We start from the raw sequence: 15478 nt of genomic DNA on the forward strand, positions 1-15478 counted from the left end.
GAGCCTTTCAGCGTTTGCGCAGGGTTTTGATGCGGTCGTAGGCGGCGTTGATCTGCCGGGCCTTCTTCTCGGCCTGGGCGCGCAGCTCGGGCGCGGCGCCGGCCAGCTTGTCGGGGTGGTACTGGGAGATCAGGCGGCGGTAGGCCAGGTCGATCTCGGCGTCGCTGGCCTCGCGGGTGACGCCCAGCTCGCGGTAGGGCAGGTCCTTGCCCAGCCTGAACCAGTCGCTGTCGAAGGCATGGCCCAGCAGCAGGCCCACCACCGCGCCGAACAGGGGATTGGGCCTGAACAGCAGGGCGCCGGCGATGAATCCCAGCAGTTTTCCGTACCAGCGCATGGGCGGGGCTGTGGCCTTGACAGATCGGACGCGCATTTTATGCCACAGCGGCCCCGGACGGCCTTACACTAGGCCGCCCGCCGTCCGCCGCGGGCCCCCCGGGTCCTGTGCCGACGGCTTCATCGCCAAGTTCCAGGAGTGCCCGTGCCGACCACGCTGCTGCAATCCGATCTTCCCGGCCTGCCCTTGCGCCACCGCGGCAAGGTGCGCGATGTGTTCGATATCCCGCGCGAGCGACTGCCCGCCGACACGCCCGCCGGCGATTACCTGCTGATCGTGGCCACCGACCGCCTGTCCGCGTTCGACGTGGTGCTGCCCGACCCGATTCCCGGCAAGGGCGAGATGCTGTGCCAGGTGTCGAACTTCTGGTTCGGCAAGACCGAGCACCTGATGCCCAACCACCTGACCGGCATCGACGTGGCCAGCGTGCTGCCCGAAGGCGTGGACCCGGCGCTGTACGCCAGGCGCGCGGTGGTGACGAAGAAACTGAAGCCGGTGCCGGTGGAGGCCATCGCCCGCGGCTACCTGATCGGCAGCGGCTGGAAGGACTACCAGCGCACCGGCCAGGTCAGCGGCATCAAGCTGCCCGACGGCCTGCTGCAGGCGCAGCAGCTGCCCGAACCGATCTTCACCCCGTCCACCAAGGCGGCGGTGGGCGACCACGACGAGAACATCGACTTCGACGCGATGGTCAAGGCGGTGGGCGCGGAGCTGGCCGAGAAGGTGCGCGACGCGACCCTGCGCATCTACAAGTTCGCCGCCGCCTATGCCGCCGAGCGCGGCATCCTGCTGGCCGACACCAAGTTCGAGTTCGGCACCGACGCCGACGGCCGCCTGTACATCATGGACGAGATGCTGACGCCCGATTCCTCGCGCTACTGGCCGGCCGACGAGTACGAGGTGGGCACCAGCCCGCCGAGCTACGACAAGCAGTTCGTGCGCGACTACCTGGAAACGCTGGACTGGAACAAGACCGCGCCCGGCCCGGAACTGCCGGCCGAGGTGATCGCGCGCACCCGCGACAAGTACGCCGAAGCCCTGCAGAAGCTGGCCGGCATCCACATCGACTGACCACCGGCGCGCCCGCCCGGGCGCGCACCACGCCCCGCCGGGAGAAGAGGCAGCATGGACATGAGCGCCGCACGCCCCATCGACCGCTGGTTCGCCAGTTATTCCGGCGACCATCGCAATTCCACCAACCAGGCCATCCATGTGATCGCCGTGCCGGCCATCATGTGGTCGGTGATCGCCCTGCTGTGGTGCATCCCGCCGCTGCTGCCGTGGTTCCAGTACGGCATCTGGGCGGCGCTGGCGATGTTCGGCGCGTGGGCGTACTACAACCGCCTGTCGCGGCCGCTGGGCATCGGCATGCTGATCCTGTTCTTCGTCTCCGGCTGCGTGTGCCGGCTGCTGGAAGACCGCATCGGCGTGCGCGGCCTGCTCTACTCCGCCATCGGCGTGTTCGTGGTGGCGTGGATCGCGCAGTTCATCGGCCACCACATCGAGGGCCGCCGGCCCAGCTTCCTCACCGACCTGACCTATCTGCTGATCGGCCCGATCTGGGTGCTGGCCAAGCTGTACCGGCAGTTCGGCTGGAAGTACTGAACAACGCACGCAGATCCGGGATCGTAGATGCGGGGCTCGCCCCGCATGCGACATCGCGAAACCCCGTGCGGGGCGAGCCCCGCACCTACAGGCCGAACATGTCCCGGGTCGGGCGGAACGGCCGCGGCGCGTAGCCGAAATCGCGCTGCGCCGGGCCGATGTCGAACACCAGCGGCTCGCGCATGCGCGCCAGCGCGGCGGCATTCATGCCGCGCAGGCGGCCGGCGGCGTGGGCCAGCGCCAACGCCGCGCGGAACAGCGGCGCCGGCATGCGCAGCAGTCGCGGTTGCGGCTGCAGCGCGGCCAGCACCCGCCGCACCATGTCCGCATAGCCCAGGCGCTCGCCGCCGCCCAGCGCATAGGCGCGCCCGGCCGTGGCCGGGTGCCGCAGCACCTCCAGCGCCGCGTCGGCCAGGTCCTGCACGTGCACCGGCTGGCGCAGGCCATCGGCCGCGGACGGCAGCACGAACACGCCCGTGCGCGCCGCCAGCCGCGCGATCGCGGTCAGCGTGGCGTCGCGGCCGGCGCCGTAGACCAGGGTGGGACGCAGCACCGTCGCCGCCACGCCACGTTCGCGCGCGGCGGCGAACAGCGTGGCTTCGGCCTCGCGCAGGCGGCGGGCGACGTCGCGCTCGGCCGGCTCGCTCGACGCCTCCTTGACCTCGACGCTGGTGGAACCGAACGCGACCACGCGCGGCGCGGCGGTGGCCGAGGCCGCGTACCAGCGCGCGAAATGATCGAGCGGGCCGCAGCTGAACACCGTGTCGAACGGCCCCTCGTCCTGCCAGCCGCCGGACAGGTCGCCCTGCCGCCACGCCAGCCCCGGCGCCGCCGCGCGCGGCCCGCGCGAGACCGCGCAGACCTGCCAGCCGCCGGCCAGCAGGCCGGCCAGCAAGCGCTCGCCGATCTGCCCGCTGCCGCCGAACACCAGCGCGCGGCGCGGTGCGTTTTCGTCGTGTCGCCCTGTTTCCATGCGCGAAGCATAGGCGATGGAAACGCGGTGCCGCGCAGCGGGTAGACTCGGCGCGACCGACCTGCCGAGGACGCCATGTCGCCTTCCCGCCCCGCGCCGCCGCGCGCCATCCTGCTGGCCACCGACCTGGGCGCCCGCTGCGACCGCGCGCTGTCGCGCGCCCTGCAGCTGGCGCGGCAGTGGAACGCGCGGCTGGTGGTGGCGACCGTGCTGCCGCCGGCACCGGCGCAGCAGATGATCGCCGGCGTGCTCGACGCGCCCGACCCGCTGGCGCGCGAACACGCCCGCCAGGCGGTGGAATGGCGGCTGCGCCGCGACCTGGGCGCCGAGGCGGACGGGGTGGCGCTGGAGGTGCGCGTCGGCGAGGGCCACGTCGGCCGCGCCGTGCTGGAGCTGGCTGCCGAGACCGGCTGCGGCATGGTCGTGACCGGCATCGCCAGCGACCCGGTGTTCGAACTGCCCGCGCTGGGCTCGACCGTGCTGTGGCTGACCCGGCATTGCCCGCTGCCGCTGCTGGTGGTGCACCGGCGCGTGCGCGCGCCCTACTGCAACCTGGTGGTGGCCACGGATTTCTCCGAAAGCGCGCACCACGCGACGCGGCAGGCGCTGGTCCTGTTCGGCCCGCCGTTGCGGCTGACGCTGGTGCACGCGCTGGAATCGCCGGGCAGCGCCCTGCTGGCCGGCGACCGCGACGCGCTGCAGGCGCAGGCACGGCTGCGCGCGAACGAACAGGCGCGCGATTTCCAGGCCGGCCTGCCGGCACTGGTGGCGCCGTGCCAGGTACAGGCGGTGATCGAACCCGGCGACCCGGCACGGCTGCTGCGCCAACACGCCGAGGCCGAGGACGTCGACCTGGCGGTGGTCGGCACGCATGGCCGCGGCGCGCTGTTCGAACTGCTGATCGGCAGCATCGCCCGACGCCTGGTCGCGACCCTGGAGACGGACACGCTGCTGGTGCGCGATCCGCGTTCGCTGCCGCCTGCCCCCTGAGACCGCGGGCTCGCCTCCATCGCGGGCAACCGCCTGCAACCCTCCCTTACGCGGCACGCCGTCAGCCGGAACGCACGACCATGCAGCGTCCGGCGCGCCGCATGCGGATCGCCCTTGCCTCACCGCGATCGAGGCTGGAAACACCTGGCCCGCCGCGCGCTCCGGCAACCTGGCCATCGCCCGGCCGATGCCTGCGCGGATGGCCGCGCTGACGCCCACGCCCGCATCGACGGCGCACGCGGAACCCGAACGGCCCGTTCATGTATGGGGTTCCGGTGGCAAAAAAGCGCCTGTTAGACTGCAAAACCTGCTCGCGAATCCCGCATTCCCTGCATGACATCCGTTCTCCCCCTGCTGCTCGCGCTGCCATTCCTGATGGCCGCGCTCATCGCCCTGCACGCCCGCCTTTCGCGCACGGCGGCCGCATGGCTGGCCGGCGCGGCGCCGCTGCTGGGCCTGGCGCTGCTGGGGGCGATGACGCCGGCCGTGCTCGACGGCGCGGTGCTGCGCCAGAGCTGGGCGTGGCTGCCGCAGATCGGGCTGGACCTCACCCTGCGCCTGGACGGGCTGGCCTGGATGTTCGCCGGGCTGGTGCTGGGCATCGGCGCGCTGGTGGTGCTGTACGCGCACTACTACCTCTCCGCGCAGGACAGCGCGCGCCGCTTCTACAGCTGCCTGCTGCTGTTCATGGGCGCGATGCTGGGCATGGTGCTGTCCGGCAACCTGCTGCTGCTGATGGTGTTCTGGGAGCTGACCAGCATCAGCTCGTTCCTGCTGATCGGCTTCTGGTCGCACCGCCGCGACGCACGCGAAGGCGCGCGCATGGCGCTGGTGGTCACCGCGGGCGGCGGGCTGGCGCTGCTCGGCGGCGTGCTGCTGATCGGGCGCATCGTCGGCAGCTTCGACCTGGACGTGGTGCTGGCCTCGGGCGAGCTGATCCGCCGCAGCGCGCTGTACCCGTGGGCGCTGCTGCTGGTGCTGGCGGGCATCTTCACCAAGAGCGCGCAGTTCCCGTTCCACTTCTGGCTGCCGCATGCGATGGCCGCGCCGACGCCGGTATCGGCCTACCTGCATTCGGCGACGATGGTGAAGGCCGGCGTGTTCCTGCTGGCGCGGCTGCACCCGGCGCTGGCCGGCAGCGAGCTGTTCTTCTACGTGGTCAGCGGCATCGGCGCCACGACCCTGCTGGTCGGTGCCTGGAACGCGATCTTCCAGCATGACCTCAAGGGTCTGCTGGCGTATTCGACGATCTCGCACCTGGGCCTGATCACCCTGCTGTTCGGCCTGTCCACGCCGATGGCGGTGGTGGCCGGCGTGTTCCACATCCTCAACCACGCCACGTTCAAGGCCTCGCTGTTCATGGCCGCCGGCATCATCGACCACGAGACCGGCACCCGCGACATGCGCCGGCTCGGCGGCCTGCGCCGGCTGATGCCCATCACCAGCGCGCTGGCGATCATCGCCTCGCTGGCGATGGCCGGCATCCCGCTGCTCAACGGCTTCCTGTCCAAGGAAATGCTGTTCGCCGAGGCGCTGGCCACCGGCGGCCCGCAGTGGATGCGCACGGCGATGAGCTCGGCGGCGCTGCTGGCCGGCATCCTCGGCGTGGCCTACAGCCTGCGCTTCGTGCACGACACGTTCTTCGGCAAGGGCCCGCTCGACATCGATGTCGTGCCGCACGAGCCGCCGCGTTGGATGAAGATGCCGGTGGCCGTGCTGGTGCTGATCTGCCTGGCGGTCGGCATCGCCCCGGCGCTGACCGTGGCGCCGGTGCTGCACGCCGCCGCGCAGGCCATCCTCGGCGCGGCCATGCCCGCCTACAGCCTGTCGGTCTGGCACGGTTTCAACCTGCCGCTGGCGATGAGCGCGGTCGGCGTGGCCGGCGGCATCGCGCTGTATTTCGGCCTTCGCCGCCTCACCGACCTGTACGCCGCCCGCAACCGCCCGGTCGGCAAGCAGCTGTTCCAGCGCGGCATGGACGCGCTGTTCGGCCTGGCCCAGCGCCTCACACACGCGCTGGCCAACGGCAGCCTGCAGCGCATGCTGCTGGCGCTGGTGCTGGTGGCGGTGGTGGCGGCCGCCGCGCCGTTCGTCGCCGCGCCGTCGTGGCCGGCCTGGCCGGCGGCGCAGCCGATGCCGCTGCTGGGGTGGGCGCTGTGGCTGGTGATGCTGGCGTGCGCGCTGGGCGGGCTGTTCCTGTACCGGCAGCGCCTGCTGGCGGTGATCGTGGTGGGCGGTACCGGGCTGATGGTGGCGCTGGCCTTCGTATTCCTGTCCGCGCCGGACCTGGCCCTGACCCAGCTGATGGTGGAGACGGTGACGCTGGCGCTGATGCTGCTGGGCATGAACTACCTGCCGGCGCAGTCGCCGCCCGAACGCGCGGCATGGCGCAAGCGCCGCGACGCGCTGATCGCCGTCGTCGCCGGCGGCGGCCTGGCTGCGCTGGCCTACACCATGATGACCCTGCCGCCGAACACCATGGCCGGCGAGATGCTGCGCCGCGCCCTGCCCGAGGCCTACGGCCACAACGTGGTCAACGTGATCCTGGTCGACTTCCGCGGCTTCGACACCTTCGGCGAGATCACCGTGTTCGGCATCGCCGCGCTGGTGGTGCACGCGCTGCTGCGCCGCTCGCGCATGGCGCCGGAGCAGATCATGCCGGGCCCGCCGATCAAGCTGCCGGTGCCGGCCGACCTGGCGCAGATCATGTTCCCGCTGACCCTGACGGTGTCGATCTTCCTGTTCCTGCGCGGCCACAACGCGCCGGGCGGCGGCTTCATCGCCGGCCTGGTGCTGGCGGTGCCGCTGCTGATCCAGTACGTGATCCAGGGCACCGTGTCGGTGGAATCGCGCTTCGGCTTCGACTACATCCGTTGCATCGGCCTGGGCCTGCTGATCGCCCTGCTCAGCGGCGTGGCCTCGATGCTGTTCGGCGTGCCGTTCCTGACCAGCGGCCACCTCGACCTGCACCTGCCGCTGATCGGCGAGGTGCCGCTGGCCAGCGCGATGGGCTTCGACACCGGCGTGTACCTGGTGGTGTTCGGCGGGGTGATGCTGATCCTGTCGATGATGGGCACCATCAAGCCGTCGCGCACGCGCAGCGCGCGCCACGGCGAGATCGACATCCACCGCCGTTCGGCGCGCACCGGGGAGATGCACTGATGGAACTGGCCCTGGCGAGCGCGATCGGCGTGCTCACCGCGATCGGCGTGTACCTGCTGCTGCGCGCGCGCAGTTTCGACGTCATCCTCGGCATGACCTTCCTGTCCTACGCCACCAACCTGCTGATCTTCAGCGCCGGGCGGCTGGTCAGCGGCAAGGCGCCGGTGCTCAAGGACGGCGTGGCCTCGGACCTGGCGCATTACACCGACCCGCTGCCGCAGGCGCTGGTGCTCACCGCCATCGTCATCGCCTTCGCCATGACCGCGGTCAGCATCGTGCTGGCGATGCGCAGCCGCAGCGACAACCACAGCGACCACGTCGACGCGCACGAGCCCGACGCCGGCCACGGGGGCGGCGCATGAACCACCTGCCGATCCTGCCGATCCTGGTGCCGCTGCTGGGCGCGGCGCTGTCGCTGTTCGTCGAACACCGCCGCTACGGGCCCAAGGTGCAGCGCAGCGTCGCGTGGACCAGCCTGGCGCTGCTGGCGCTGGTCGAGGCGCTGCTGATCGGGGCCACCCGCCAGGGCGAGGTGATGGTCTACCTGCTCGGCGACTGGCCGGCGCGGCTGGGCATCGCCCTGGTCGCCGACGGCCTGTCCGGCTGGATGCTCGGCACCACCCTGCTGCTGGCCGTGGCCTGCCTGCTGCACGCCTGCACCGGCTGGGACCGGCGCGCGCCGCACTTCCATGCGCTGTTCCAGTTCCAGCTGGTCGGCCTCAACGGCGCCTTCCTGACCGGCGACATCTTCAACCTGTTCGTATTCTTCGAGGTGCTGCTGATCGCCTCCTACGGCCTGCTGCTGTCCGGCGGCCGCGGCCTGCGCCTGCGCATCGGCCTGCACTACGTGGTGTTCAACGTCTCGGCCTCGACCGTGTTCCTGGTCGCACTGGGCATGCTCTACGCCACGCTGGGCTCGCTCAACATGGCCGAGATCGGCCAGCGCATCGCCGCGCTGCCGCCCTCGCACCTGAAGCTGGCCAAGGCCGCGCTGGGCCTGCTGCTGGTGGTGTTCTGCGCCAAGGCCGCGCTGCTGCCGCTGTACCTGTGGCTGCCCGAGTCCTACGCGCGCGCGCCGGCGGCGGTGGCGGCGCTGTTCGTGATCATGACCAAGGTCGGCCTGTACGCGGTGCTGCGGGTGGGCACGCTGTGGTTCGGCGAAGGCGCCGGCGCGCTGGCCGGCTACGGCGCCGACTGGCTGCTGTGGGCCGGCGCGGCGACGCTGCTGCTGGGCGCGCTCGGCGCGCTGGCGGCGACCCGGCTGCGGGTGCAGGTGGCCTACCTGGTGGTGGTCTCGGCGGCGACGCTGTTCATCGCCTTCGCGCTGGGCAACGCCGGCACGATCTCCGCCGGCCTGTACTACCTGCCGCACAGCACGTTCACTGCCGCCGCGCTGTTCCTGGTGGCCGACCTGATCCGCCGCCGCCGCTTCCGTGCCGGCGAGCGCGGCGAACGCGAACTGGCCGCGGCACTGCCGGGCAAGACCGTGCCCGGCCTGCTGTTCCTGGTCGGCGCGGTGGCGGTGGCCGGATTGCCGCCGCTGGCCGGCTTCCTGGCCAAGGCCGCGCTGCTGTCGGCGGTGCCGGCCGCGCACACGGCCCTGGTGTGGGCGGTGGTGCTGGGCGGCGGCCTGCTGGTGATCATCGGCCTGGCGCGCAGCGGCATCCGCCTGTTCTGGCACGTGCCCGGCGATGACGACGCCCCGCCGCCGCCCGATCCCGATGCGCCGGCGCGGCCGTTCGAGACCGCCGCCACCACCCTGCTGCTGGCCTTCGCCGTGGCGATGAGCGTGTTCGCCGCGCCGCTGATGCGGCAGACCGACGCCATCGCCGCGCAGCTGCTGGCGCCGCAGCAGTACCTGCACGACGTACGCGGCACCGCGCCGCAGTCGAGGCAGCCATGAGCGCGCGCCGGCCCCTGCTGCGGCGGCTGTTCCCGTCGCCCGCGCTGTCGATCATCGTGGTCGCGTTCTGGATGGTGATGTCGGCCAGCTTCGACCTCGGCCAGCTGCTGCTGGGCATGCTGCTGGGCGTGGTGATCCCGCTGTTCGCCGCGCGCCTGGACCGCGAGTTCGCCCGCATCGGCACGCTGCGGCCGCTGCCGCGGCTGGTGGGCGTGATGCTGTGGGACATCCTGCTGTCCAACTTCCGCGTCGCCGCACAGGTGCTGGGACCCGAGCGCCGGCTGACGCCCGGCTTCATCTGGGTGCCGCTGGACATCGGCAACATCCACGGCATCGCCGCGCTCACCAGCCTGATCACCCTCACCCCGGGCACGGTGTCCTCGGCGCTGTCCGACGACCGCCGCTACCTGCTGGTGCACGTGCTGCACCTGGAGGACCCGCAGGCCCTGATCGCCGAGATCAAGTCCCGCTACGAAGCGCCGCTGATGGAGATCTTCCCGTGACCGGACACCTGGTTTTCCAGACCACCCTGGTGGTGTGCATGCACATGGTCGGCGTGGCGATGCTGCTGGCGCTGTGGCGCCTGCTGCGCGGCCCGACCGTGCCCGACCGCATCCTCGCCCTGGACACGCTCTCGGTCACCGCCATCGCCGAGCTGATGCTGTTCGGCATGCACATCAACTCGGCGGTCTACTTCGAGGCTGCGCTGGTGATCGCCATGCTCGGCTTCTGCAGCACCGTGGTGCTGAGCAAGTTCGTGCTGCGCCGGGACATCGTCGAATGATGGCCTTCTTCCAGATCCTGCTGTCGGCGCTGCTGCTGTTCGGCTGCTTCTTCATCCTGGTCGGTGCGCTCGGGCTGGTGCGCCTGTCCGACTTCTTCAAGCGCCTGCACGCGCCGACGAAAGCCAGCACGCTGGGCGTGGGCTGCGTGCTGGTGTGCTCGGTGGCCTACCACATCTTCCTCGGCGAAGACCCGCAGCCGCGCGAGCTGCTGATCACCGTGTTCCTGTTCATCACCGCGCCGATCAGCGCGCACATGATGGCCAAGGCGGCGCTGTCGCTGATGATGGAGAGCCGGCCGGAGGTACCGGGCGACAGCAGCGCGCGCAAGGAACAGCTGCCGCCGCCGGAAGGCTGCGACGGCGACTGAAGGCCGCGCCAAGCTAGGTGTCGCCCGCCGGCGCGACTGCCCGCTGTCATCACGCTTTCACCTGCGGCCGGCAGGCTTGGGGCTCCGCGCCGCATCGTCCTTCCCGCCCATGCAACCGCGCAAGACCGACCTCGCGCATGCCGCCCTCCAGGCCCACCGCGCCCCGCTGGACCTGCGCCAGCGCCGTGCCCTGATCCTGTGCGACGGCCGGCGCGGCCTTGGCGAACTGCGCGCGCTGCTCGGCGACGATGCGCCGGCGCTGGTGGCGCAACTGCAGCGCGACGGCTACCTGCACGCTGAGCAGCCGGCGCCGACGCCGGCAACCGACGCGGCGTCCGCGACGGCGCGGCGCCGTTCGCTGGTCGCCGCGCGCATCTATCTGCTGGACATGCTCGCGCTGCAGCGCAATCCGACCGCGGCGCGCCTGCACCAGCTGCTGCAGGCCACGCGCGAGGAAACCGACACCCTGCACGCGCTGCGGCTGGCGCTGGCGCAGTTGCCGGCGATGGCCTCCGACGGCTACGTGCAGCGCGTGCGCGACCGCCTGCGCGAAGTGCTGCCCGAATCGCACCTGGCAGCGGTGCTGGAAACGCCGCTGCCGGCCTGACTCATGCCTGCGGCGGCACGAAGTTGCCGCGCAGCCCGCTCCAGCACGCCTGGTAGTCGCGCTGGCGGTGCGCGGCGGCGATGGCCTGTTCGGTCGGGCGGATCACGCCGCGGGTCTCGAACATGAAGGCCATGGTGTCGGTGATCACGTCCGGCCGCGACAGGTCGGCATGGGAGGCCTTGTCGAAGGTGGCCGCGTCCGGGCCATGGCCGGTCATGCAGTTGTGGATCGAACAGCCGCCGGGCACGAAGCCTTCGGCCTTGGCGTCGTAGGCGCCGTGGACCAGGCCCATGAACTCGCTGGCGATGTTGCGGTGGAACCACGGCGGGCGGAACGTGTCCTGCGCCACCAGCCAGCGCGGCGGGAAGATCACGAAGTCCAGGTTGCTGGTGCCGGGCGTGTCGCTGGCCGAGTGCAGCACCAGGAAGATCGACGGGTCCGGATGGTCGTGGCTGATCGAGCCGATGGTGTTGAAGCGGCGCAGGTCGTAGCGGTACGGCGCGTAGTTGCCGTGCCAGCCCACCACGTCCAGCGGCGAATGGCCGATGTCGGCGCGCCACAGCCGGCCCTGGAACTTGGCGACCAGTTCGAAGTCGCCCTCGACGTTCTCGTACGCGGCCACCGGGGTTTCGAAATCGCGCGGGTTGGCCAGGCCGTTGCTGCCGATCGGGCCGAGGTCCGGCAGCTTCAGCAGCGCGCCGAAGTTCTCGCAGACATAGCCGCGCGCCTGCCCGTCCGGCAGTTCCACCGCGAAGCGCACGCCGCGCGGGATCACCGCGATCTGCTGCGGCTCGATCTCGACCACGCCCAGCTCGGTGCGCAGGCGCAGCCGGCCGAGCTGCGGCACGATCAGCAGCTCGCCGTCGGCGTCGTAGAAATAGCGGCCGCGCATGTCGGCGTTGGCGGCGTACAGGTGGATGCCGGCGCCGGCGTGCGCCTCGGACGAGCCGTTGCCGCCCATGGTGTACAGGCCCTCGACGAAATCGGTGGGCGCGTCCGGCAGCGGCAGCGGATTCCAGCGCAGCTGGTTCGGCGACACCGCGCCGTGGCTGAAATCGCCATGCAGCCGCGGCTGCGCGAACGGGGTGAATTCGCCGTGCATCGCCGCCGGGCGGATGCGGTACAGCCAGCTGCGGCGGTTGCTGCCGCGCGGCGCGGTGAACGCGGTGCCGGTCAGCTGCTCGGCGTACAGCCCGTGGGCGACGCGCTGCGGCGAGTTGCGTCCCACCGGCAGGGTGCCGGGCACCGCCTCGGTGGCGAACTCGTTGCCGAAGCCGGATTGATAAGCGTTGCTGAGCATGGGGCTGCCTGCCTGTTTGCTGTTTTCAGAGCCCCTCTCCCTCCGGGAGAGGGGTTGGGGAGAGGGTGCGACAACGCGCGATGCGCTCAATCTCGTCCAGTACCGCCTGCGTTTGCAACAGGACCTCGTTGTTCCAGTAGCGCGCCACCCACCACCCGCGCGCCTGCAGATATCGCGTCCGCACGGCATCCGCATGCGTACCGTGCTGCGAACCATCCAGTTCGACCACCAGCGCCGACGCGATGCAGCAGAAATCCACGACGTAGGGCGGCACGGGATGCTGGCGCCTGAACTTGAAACCGGACAGGCGACCCGCGCGCAGGTACTGCCACAAACGACGCTCCGCGTCCGTCATCGTCCTCCGCAGCGACCGGGCGATGTCGAGCGTGGTGCCAGGGAGCGGGGGCTTGATCGTCCTGATCATCTGGCGTCCTCCGGGTTTTACACCCTTGGAGCCTACCCTCTCCCCAACCCCTCTCCCGGGGGGAGAGGGGCTTGGAGCGCTTTCCTTACAGCACGCCGCGCTTCATCTGGTCACGTTCGATGCTCTCGAACAGCGCCTGGAAGTTGCCCTCGCCGAAACCTTCGTTGCCCTTGCGCTGGATGATCTCGAAGAAGATCGGGCCGATGCAGTTCTGGGTGAAGATCTGCAGCAGCTTGCGCTGCTTGGTTTCCGGGTCGGCGTCGATCAGGATCTTGTTCCTGCGCAGGCGCGGCACGTCCTCGCCGTTGTCCGGGATGCGCAGGTCGACCACGTCGAAATAGGTGTCCGGCGTGTCCAGGAACTCGATGCCGCGCTCGCGCATGGCCTCGACGGTTTCATAGATGTTGTCGGTGAAGCAGGCGATGTGCTGGATGCCCTCGCCCTTGTACGCGTCCAGGTACTCGTTGATCTGGCTCTTCGGGTCGGAGGACTCGTTGAGCGGGATGCGCACGATGCCGTCCGGCGCGGTCATCGCCTTGGACACCAGGCCGGTCTTGGCGCCCTTGATGTCGAAGTAGCGGATCTCGCGGAAGTTGAACAGGCGCTCGTAGTAATCCGACCACTGCTGCATGTTGCCCAGGTACAGGTTGTGGGTCAGGTGGTCGATGAACGTCAGGCCGAAACCCTTGGGGTTCTGCTCGGCGCCGTCCACCGGCACGTAGTCGGTGTCGTAGATGCTGCCGGCCGCGCCGTAGCGGTCCACCAGGTACAGCATGCAGTCGCCGATGCCCTTGATCACCGGCGCCGGCACGGCGCGGGTGTCGGCCAGCAGGGTCACTTCCTCGGCGCCGTTGCCCAGCGCGGCGGCCAGCACTTCGGCGGCGGGCTTCTGGAAGCGGATGGCGAAGCCGCAGGCGCAGGGGCCGTGCTTGGCGGCGAAGTCGGCGGCGAAGGAGTCCGGCTCCTCGTTCACGAGGAAGTTGACGCCGCCTTGACGGTAGACGGTAATAGCACGCTGCCGGTGGCGGAGCACGGCAGTGAATCCCATGTTCCTGAAGTAGTCGTGCAGTTGTGCCGCCTGCCCGGCCGGCGCGGCGAATTCGACGAACTCGAAGCCGTCGATGCCCATCGGGTTCTCGAAGGTGGTCACCTGCATGCCCAGGTTGGGCGCGTTGGATGCGGCGTGGACTTGGGTATTCATGGGTTGCCTCCGGAAGTGGGGCCGTCGCCGGTGCCGGCGGCGGGGGACAGGAAGACCCGTGGCGAACGCGGGTCAGGACCGAAGGTTATAGTTTCACATGAAACCACCATCAAGGTGCACTGCAGCATGAGCTCTTCCGACTACAGCAAGTCCACCAGCATCCGTGCCTCGCACGTGCTGCTCGATCTTGAACAATTCCTGCCGTACCGCATCAGCGTCCTGTCCAACCGGGTCAGCGCCAACATCGCGCGGCTGTATGGCGAACGCTACGGCCTGTCGATCCCCGAATGGCGGGTGATCACCATCCTGGCGCTGTACCCGGGCTCGTCGGCGAGCGAGGTGTCCGAACGCACGGCGATGGACAAGGTGGCGGTCAGCCGCGCGGTGGCGCGCCTGCTGGAGCGCGGCTTCATCCGCCGCGAAACCCATGGCGACGACCGCCGCCGTTCGGTGCTGGCCCTGTCGGCGGCGGGCTTCGAGGTCTACGAGACCGTGGCGCCGATGGTGATGGAGATCACCCGCAAGCTGATGTCGGTGCTGACCGAGGAAGAAGAGCAGGTGCTGGAGCGGCTCATCACCCGGCTGGCCGATGTCGGCCTGGCGCAGATGACCCTGGACTGAAACTCCCGGAGGTTCTCGTAGCTGCGATAAGACGGTCCCGGTGGAGCCCATGCGGGGCAAGCCCCGCATCCACCGCCCCGCTCAGCTCAGGAACTTGCGGCGGGCATAGATCCACGGCGCGGCCAGCGCGGCGATGGCGCCGCCGGCGAAACCCAGCGCCGCGGCCACCGCGGCCGCCTCCACGCGGCCAGGCAGGGCCAGCGCCGCGATCAGCAGCAGCGCAACCGGCAGGCCGATGAACGAGGCCAGGAAGAAGCGCCAGCGCGGCACCCAGGTATGCAGTTGCATCAGGCTCGCGCTGCTCCAGGCCTCGCCGGCCCGGCTGCGCTGGATCCTGTCCACCAGCCTGACCAGGTCGACCTCGTGGGCCCCCTTGCCGGACCGGGCCAGGCCGATTTCCGCATCCACCTCGACCGGGTCGGGCCATTGCGCCGGCCAGGGCTGCGGCGCGGCCACGCCATAGGCGGTCAGCAGCGGGACTGTCAGCGACGGCGCGGACAGCGCGCGCAGCCGGCGGTTGTCCAGCACGCACCACACCTGCGACGCGCCGGCCACGGTCACGTGGTACAGCGCCAGCTGTTCCGGCGCCGGATACGGCAGCGCGGTGACACGCGCGGCCAGCGATTCGGCCCCCATCGCGCGCAGGAAACCGACCCGGCTGCGGCCCACCTGCGCCCAGCCCAGCCCCAGCGGTCCCAGCAGCATCACTTCGGCCGCGTCGGCCGCGCCGGCGCCGGCGCGCTCGTCGCTGGCCAGGAACGCGCTGAGCGAGCGCGGCTCGGCGACGTCGTCCCTGCCCCAGCGGTGCGACTGGCCCAACAGGTATTTCAGCGGCACGCGCGCGGCGATGGTTTCGCCGCGCACGCTGTCCGAGGCGAACGGCACCACCGAGGCCACGAACGCGCGCAGCTCGTTGCCCGGCACCGCGCTCCATTCGGCCGGGAACAGGCCGTCCAGCAGGCCTTCGCGGGCCAGCCGGTCGATGCGCTCCTTCTGCTCGACCAGCCGCGTCACCGCCGCCTGCAGCATGATGTTCGGCGGCACCGCGGCCTGCGGCAGGCGGTAGCGCGGCGGCGGCCCGTCGCCATCGGCGGCGGGCTGCTCGTCCATCAGCGCATCCACCGTAGGCAGGCCGGTGCCCGCCGCGTCGGCGGCGGCCTGGACGGCGGCATCGGGAGTGGCGTCGGAAGGAAACGGCATGGG

The 15478-nt window shown here is 70.7% G+C and carries 17 protein-coding genes; 11 read left to right on the forward strand and 6 right to left on the reverse strand.

What is annotated here, in order from left to right; genetic code table 11:
• Positions 1-7 precede the first annotated feature (7 nt).
• Positions 8-337 (reverse strand): J domain-containing protein, encoded by a 330-nt coding sequence (locus ABTV91_RS00265; RefSeq protein WP_433852654.1) that lies wholly within the window; start codon positions 335-337, stop codon positions 8-10.
• Between the two features lie 144 nt (positions 338-481).
• Between ABTV91_RS00265 and ABTV91_RS00270 the strand changes: the two genes are divergently transcribed.
• Both ABTV91_RS00270 and ABTV91_RS00275 read left to right on the forward strand, forming a co-directional pair.
• Positions 482-1408 (forward strand): phosphoribosylaminoimidazolesuccinocarboxamide synthase, encoded by a 927-nt coding sequence (locus ABTV91_RS00270; RefSeq protein WP_433852655.1) that lies wholly within the window; start codon positions 482-484, stop codon positions 1406-1408.
• A gap of 54 nt (positions 1409-1462) precedes the next feature.
• On the forward strand, positions 1463-1942 hold the full coding sequence (locus ABTV91_RS00275) for a DUF962 domain-containing protein (protein WP_433852656.1): 480 nt from the start codon (positions 1463-1465) through the stop codon (positions 1940-1942).
• A gap of 85 nt (positions 1943-2027) precedes the next feature.
• On the opposite strand, the gene ABTV91_RS00280 is transcribed toward ABTV91_RS00275, so the two are convergent.
• A complete protein-coding gene (locus ABTV91_RS00280) occupies positions 2028-2915 on the reverse strand; it encodes an SDR family oxidoreductase (RefSeq protein ID WP_433852657.1) in 888 nt (295 codons plus the stop codon).
• A gap of 75 nt (positions 2916-2990) precedes the next feature.
• On the opposite strand from ABTV91_RS00280, the gene ABTV91_RS00285 reads away from it, so the two are divergent.
• From ABTV91_RS00285 to ABTV91_RS00320, 8 genes are all read left to right on the forward strand, one after another.
• Positions 2991-3905 (forward strand): universal stress protein, encoded by a 915-nt coding sequence (locus ABTV91_RS00285; protein ID WP_433852658.1) that lies wholly within the window; start codon positions 2991-2993, stop codon positions 3903-3905.
• Positions 3906-4238: 333 nt separating this feature from the next.
• On the forward strand, positions 4239-7067 hold the full coding sequence (locus ABTV91_RS00290; RefSeq protein WP_433852659.1) for a monovalent cation/H+ antiporter subunit A: 2829 nt from the start codon (positions 4239-4241) through the stop codon (positions 7065-7067).
• A complete protein-coding gene (locus ABTV91_RS00295) occupies positions 7067-7429 on the forward strand; it encodes a Na+/H+ antiporter subunit C (protein ID WP_055766408.1) in 363 nt (120 codons plus the stop codon). The genes ABTV91_RS00290 and ABTV91_RS00295 overlap by 1 nt, the downstream gene beginning before the upstream one ends.
• Positions 7426-8970, forward strand: coding sequence for a monovalent cation/H+ antiporter subunit D (locus ABTV91_RS00300; RefSeq protein ID WP_433852660.1), 1545 nt, complete (start codon positions 7426-7428; stop codon positions 8968-8970). Before ABTV91_RS00295 ends, ABTV91_RS00300 begins: the two co-directional genes overlap by 4 nt.
• Positions 8967-9473, forward strand: coding sequence for a Na+/H+ antiporter subunit E (locus tag ABTV91_RS00305; RefSeq protein ID WP_433852661.1), 507 nt, complete (start codon positions 8967-8969; stop codon positions 9471-9473). The genes ABTV91_RS00300 and ABTV91_RS00305 overlap by 4 nt, the downstream gene beginning before the upstream one ends.
• 38 nt (positions 9474-9511) lie before the next feature.
• Positions 9512-9754 carry a K+/H+ antiporter subunit F gene (locus tag ABTV91_RS00310; RefSeq protein ID WP_433854223.1) on the forward strand — a complete coding sequence of 81 codons (243 nt, stop codon included), beginning with the start codon at positions 9512-9514 and terminating at the stop codon, positions 9752-9754.
• Entirely contained in the window at positions 9751-10122 is a 372-nt protein-coding gene (locus ABTV91_RS00315; RefSeq protein ID WP_433852662.1) for a Na+/H+ antiporter subunit G, read from the forward strand. Before ABTV91_RS00310 ends, ABTV91_RS00315 begins: the two co-directional genes overlap by 4 nt.
• A gap of 109 nt (positions 10123-10231) precedes the next feature.
• The gene (locus ABTV91_RS00320) at positions 10232-10729 is read left to right on the forward strand and encodes a hypothetical protein (protein WP_433852663.1); all 498 of its coding nucleotides are present in this window, start codon (positions 10232-10234) and stop codon (positions 10727-10729) included.
• Position 10730: 1 nt separating this feature from the next.
• On the opposite strand, the gene hmgA is transcribed toward ABTV91_RS00320, so the two are convergent.
• The 3 genes from hmgA to hppD form a co-directional block, all read right to left on the reverse strand.
• Entirely contained in the window at positions 10731-12029 is a 1299-nt protein-coding gene (gene hmgA / locus ABTV91_RS00325) for a homogentisate 1,2-dioxygenase (protein ID WP_433852664.1), read from the reverse strand.
• 25 nt (positions 12030-12054) lie between these two features.
• Complete coding sequence (locus ABTV91_RS00330; protein ID WP_433852665.1) at positions 12055-12453, reverse strand: endonuclease domain-containing protein; 399 nt, start codon at positions 12451-12453, stop codon at positions 12055-12057.
• A gap of 85 nt (positions 12454-12538) precedes the next feature.
• The gene (gene hppD, locus ABTV91_RS00335) at positions 12539-13654 is read right to left on the reverse strand and encodes a 4-hydroxyphenylpyruvate dioxygenase (RefSeq protein WP_433852666.1); all 1116 of its coding nucleotides are present in this window, start codon (positions 13652-13654) and stop codon (positions 12539-12541) included.
• 126 nt (positions 13655-13780) lie between these two features.
• Between hppD and ABTV91_RS00340 the strand changes: the two genes are divergently transcribed.
• Complete coding sequence (locus ABTV91_RS00340; protein ID WP_433852667.1) at positions 13781-14275, forward strand: MarR family winged helix-turn-helix transcriptional regulator; 495 nt, start codon at positions 13781-13783, stop codon at positions 14273-14275.
• Between the two features lie 81 nt (positions 14276-14356).
• Here the strand turns inward: ABTV91_RS00340 and ABTV91_RS00345 are convergent, their stop codons facing one another.
• The gene (locus tag ABTV91_RS00345) at positions 14357-15475 is read right to left on the reverse strand and encodes a hypothetical protein (protein ID WP_433852668.1); all 1119 of its coding nucleotides are present in this window, start codon (positions 15473-15475) and stop codon (positions 14357-14359) included.
• Between the last annotated feature and the right edge of the window lie 3 nt (positions 15476-15478).

Origin of the sequence: Stenotrophomonas nitritireducens, from assembly GCF_050984405.1 — a bacterium.
GTDB lineage: Bacteria > Pseudomonadota > Gammaproteobacteria > Xanthomonadales > Xanthomonadaceae > Stenotrophomonas > Stenotrophomonas nitritireducens_B.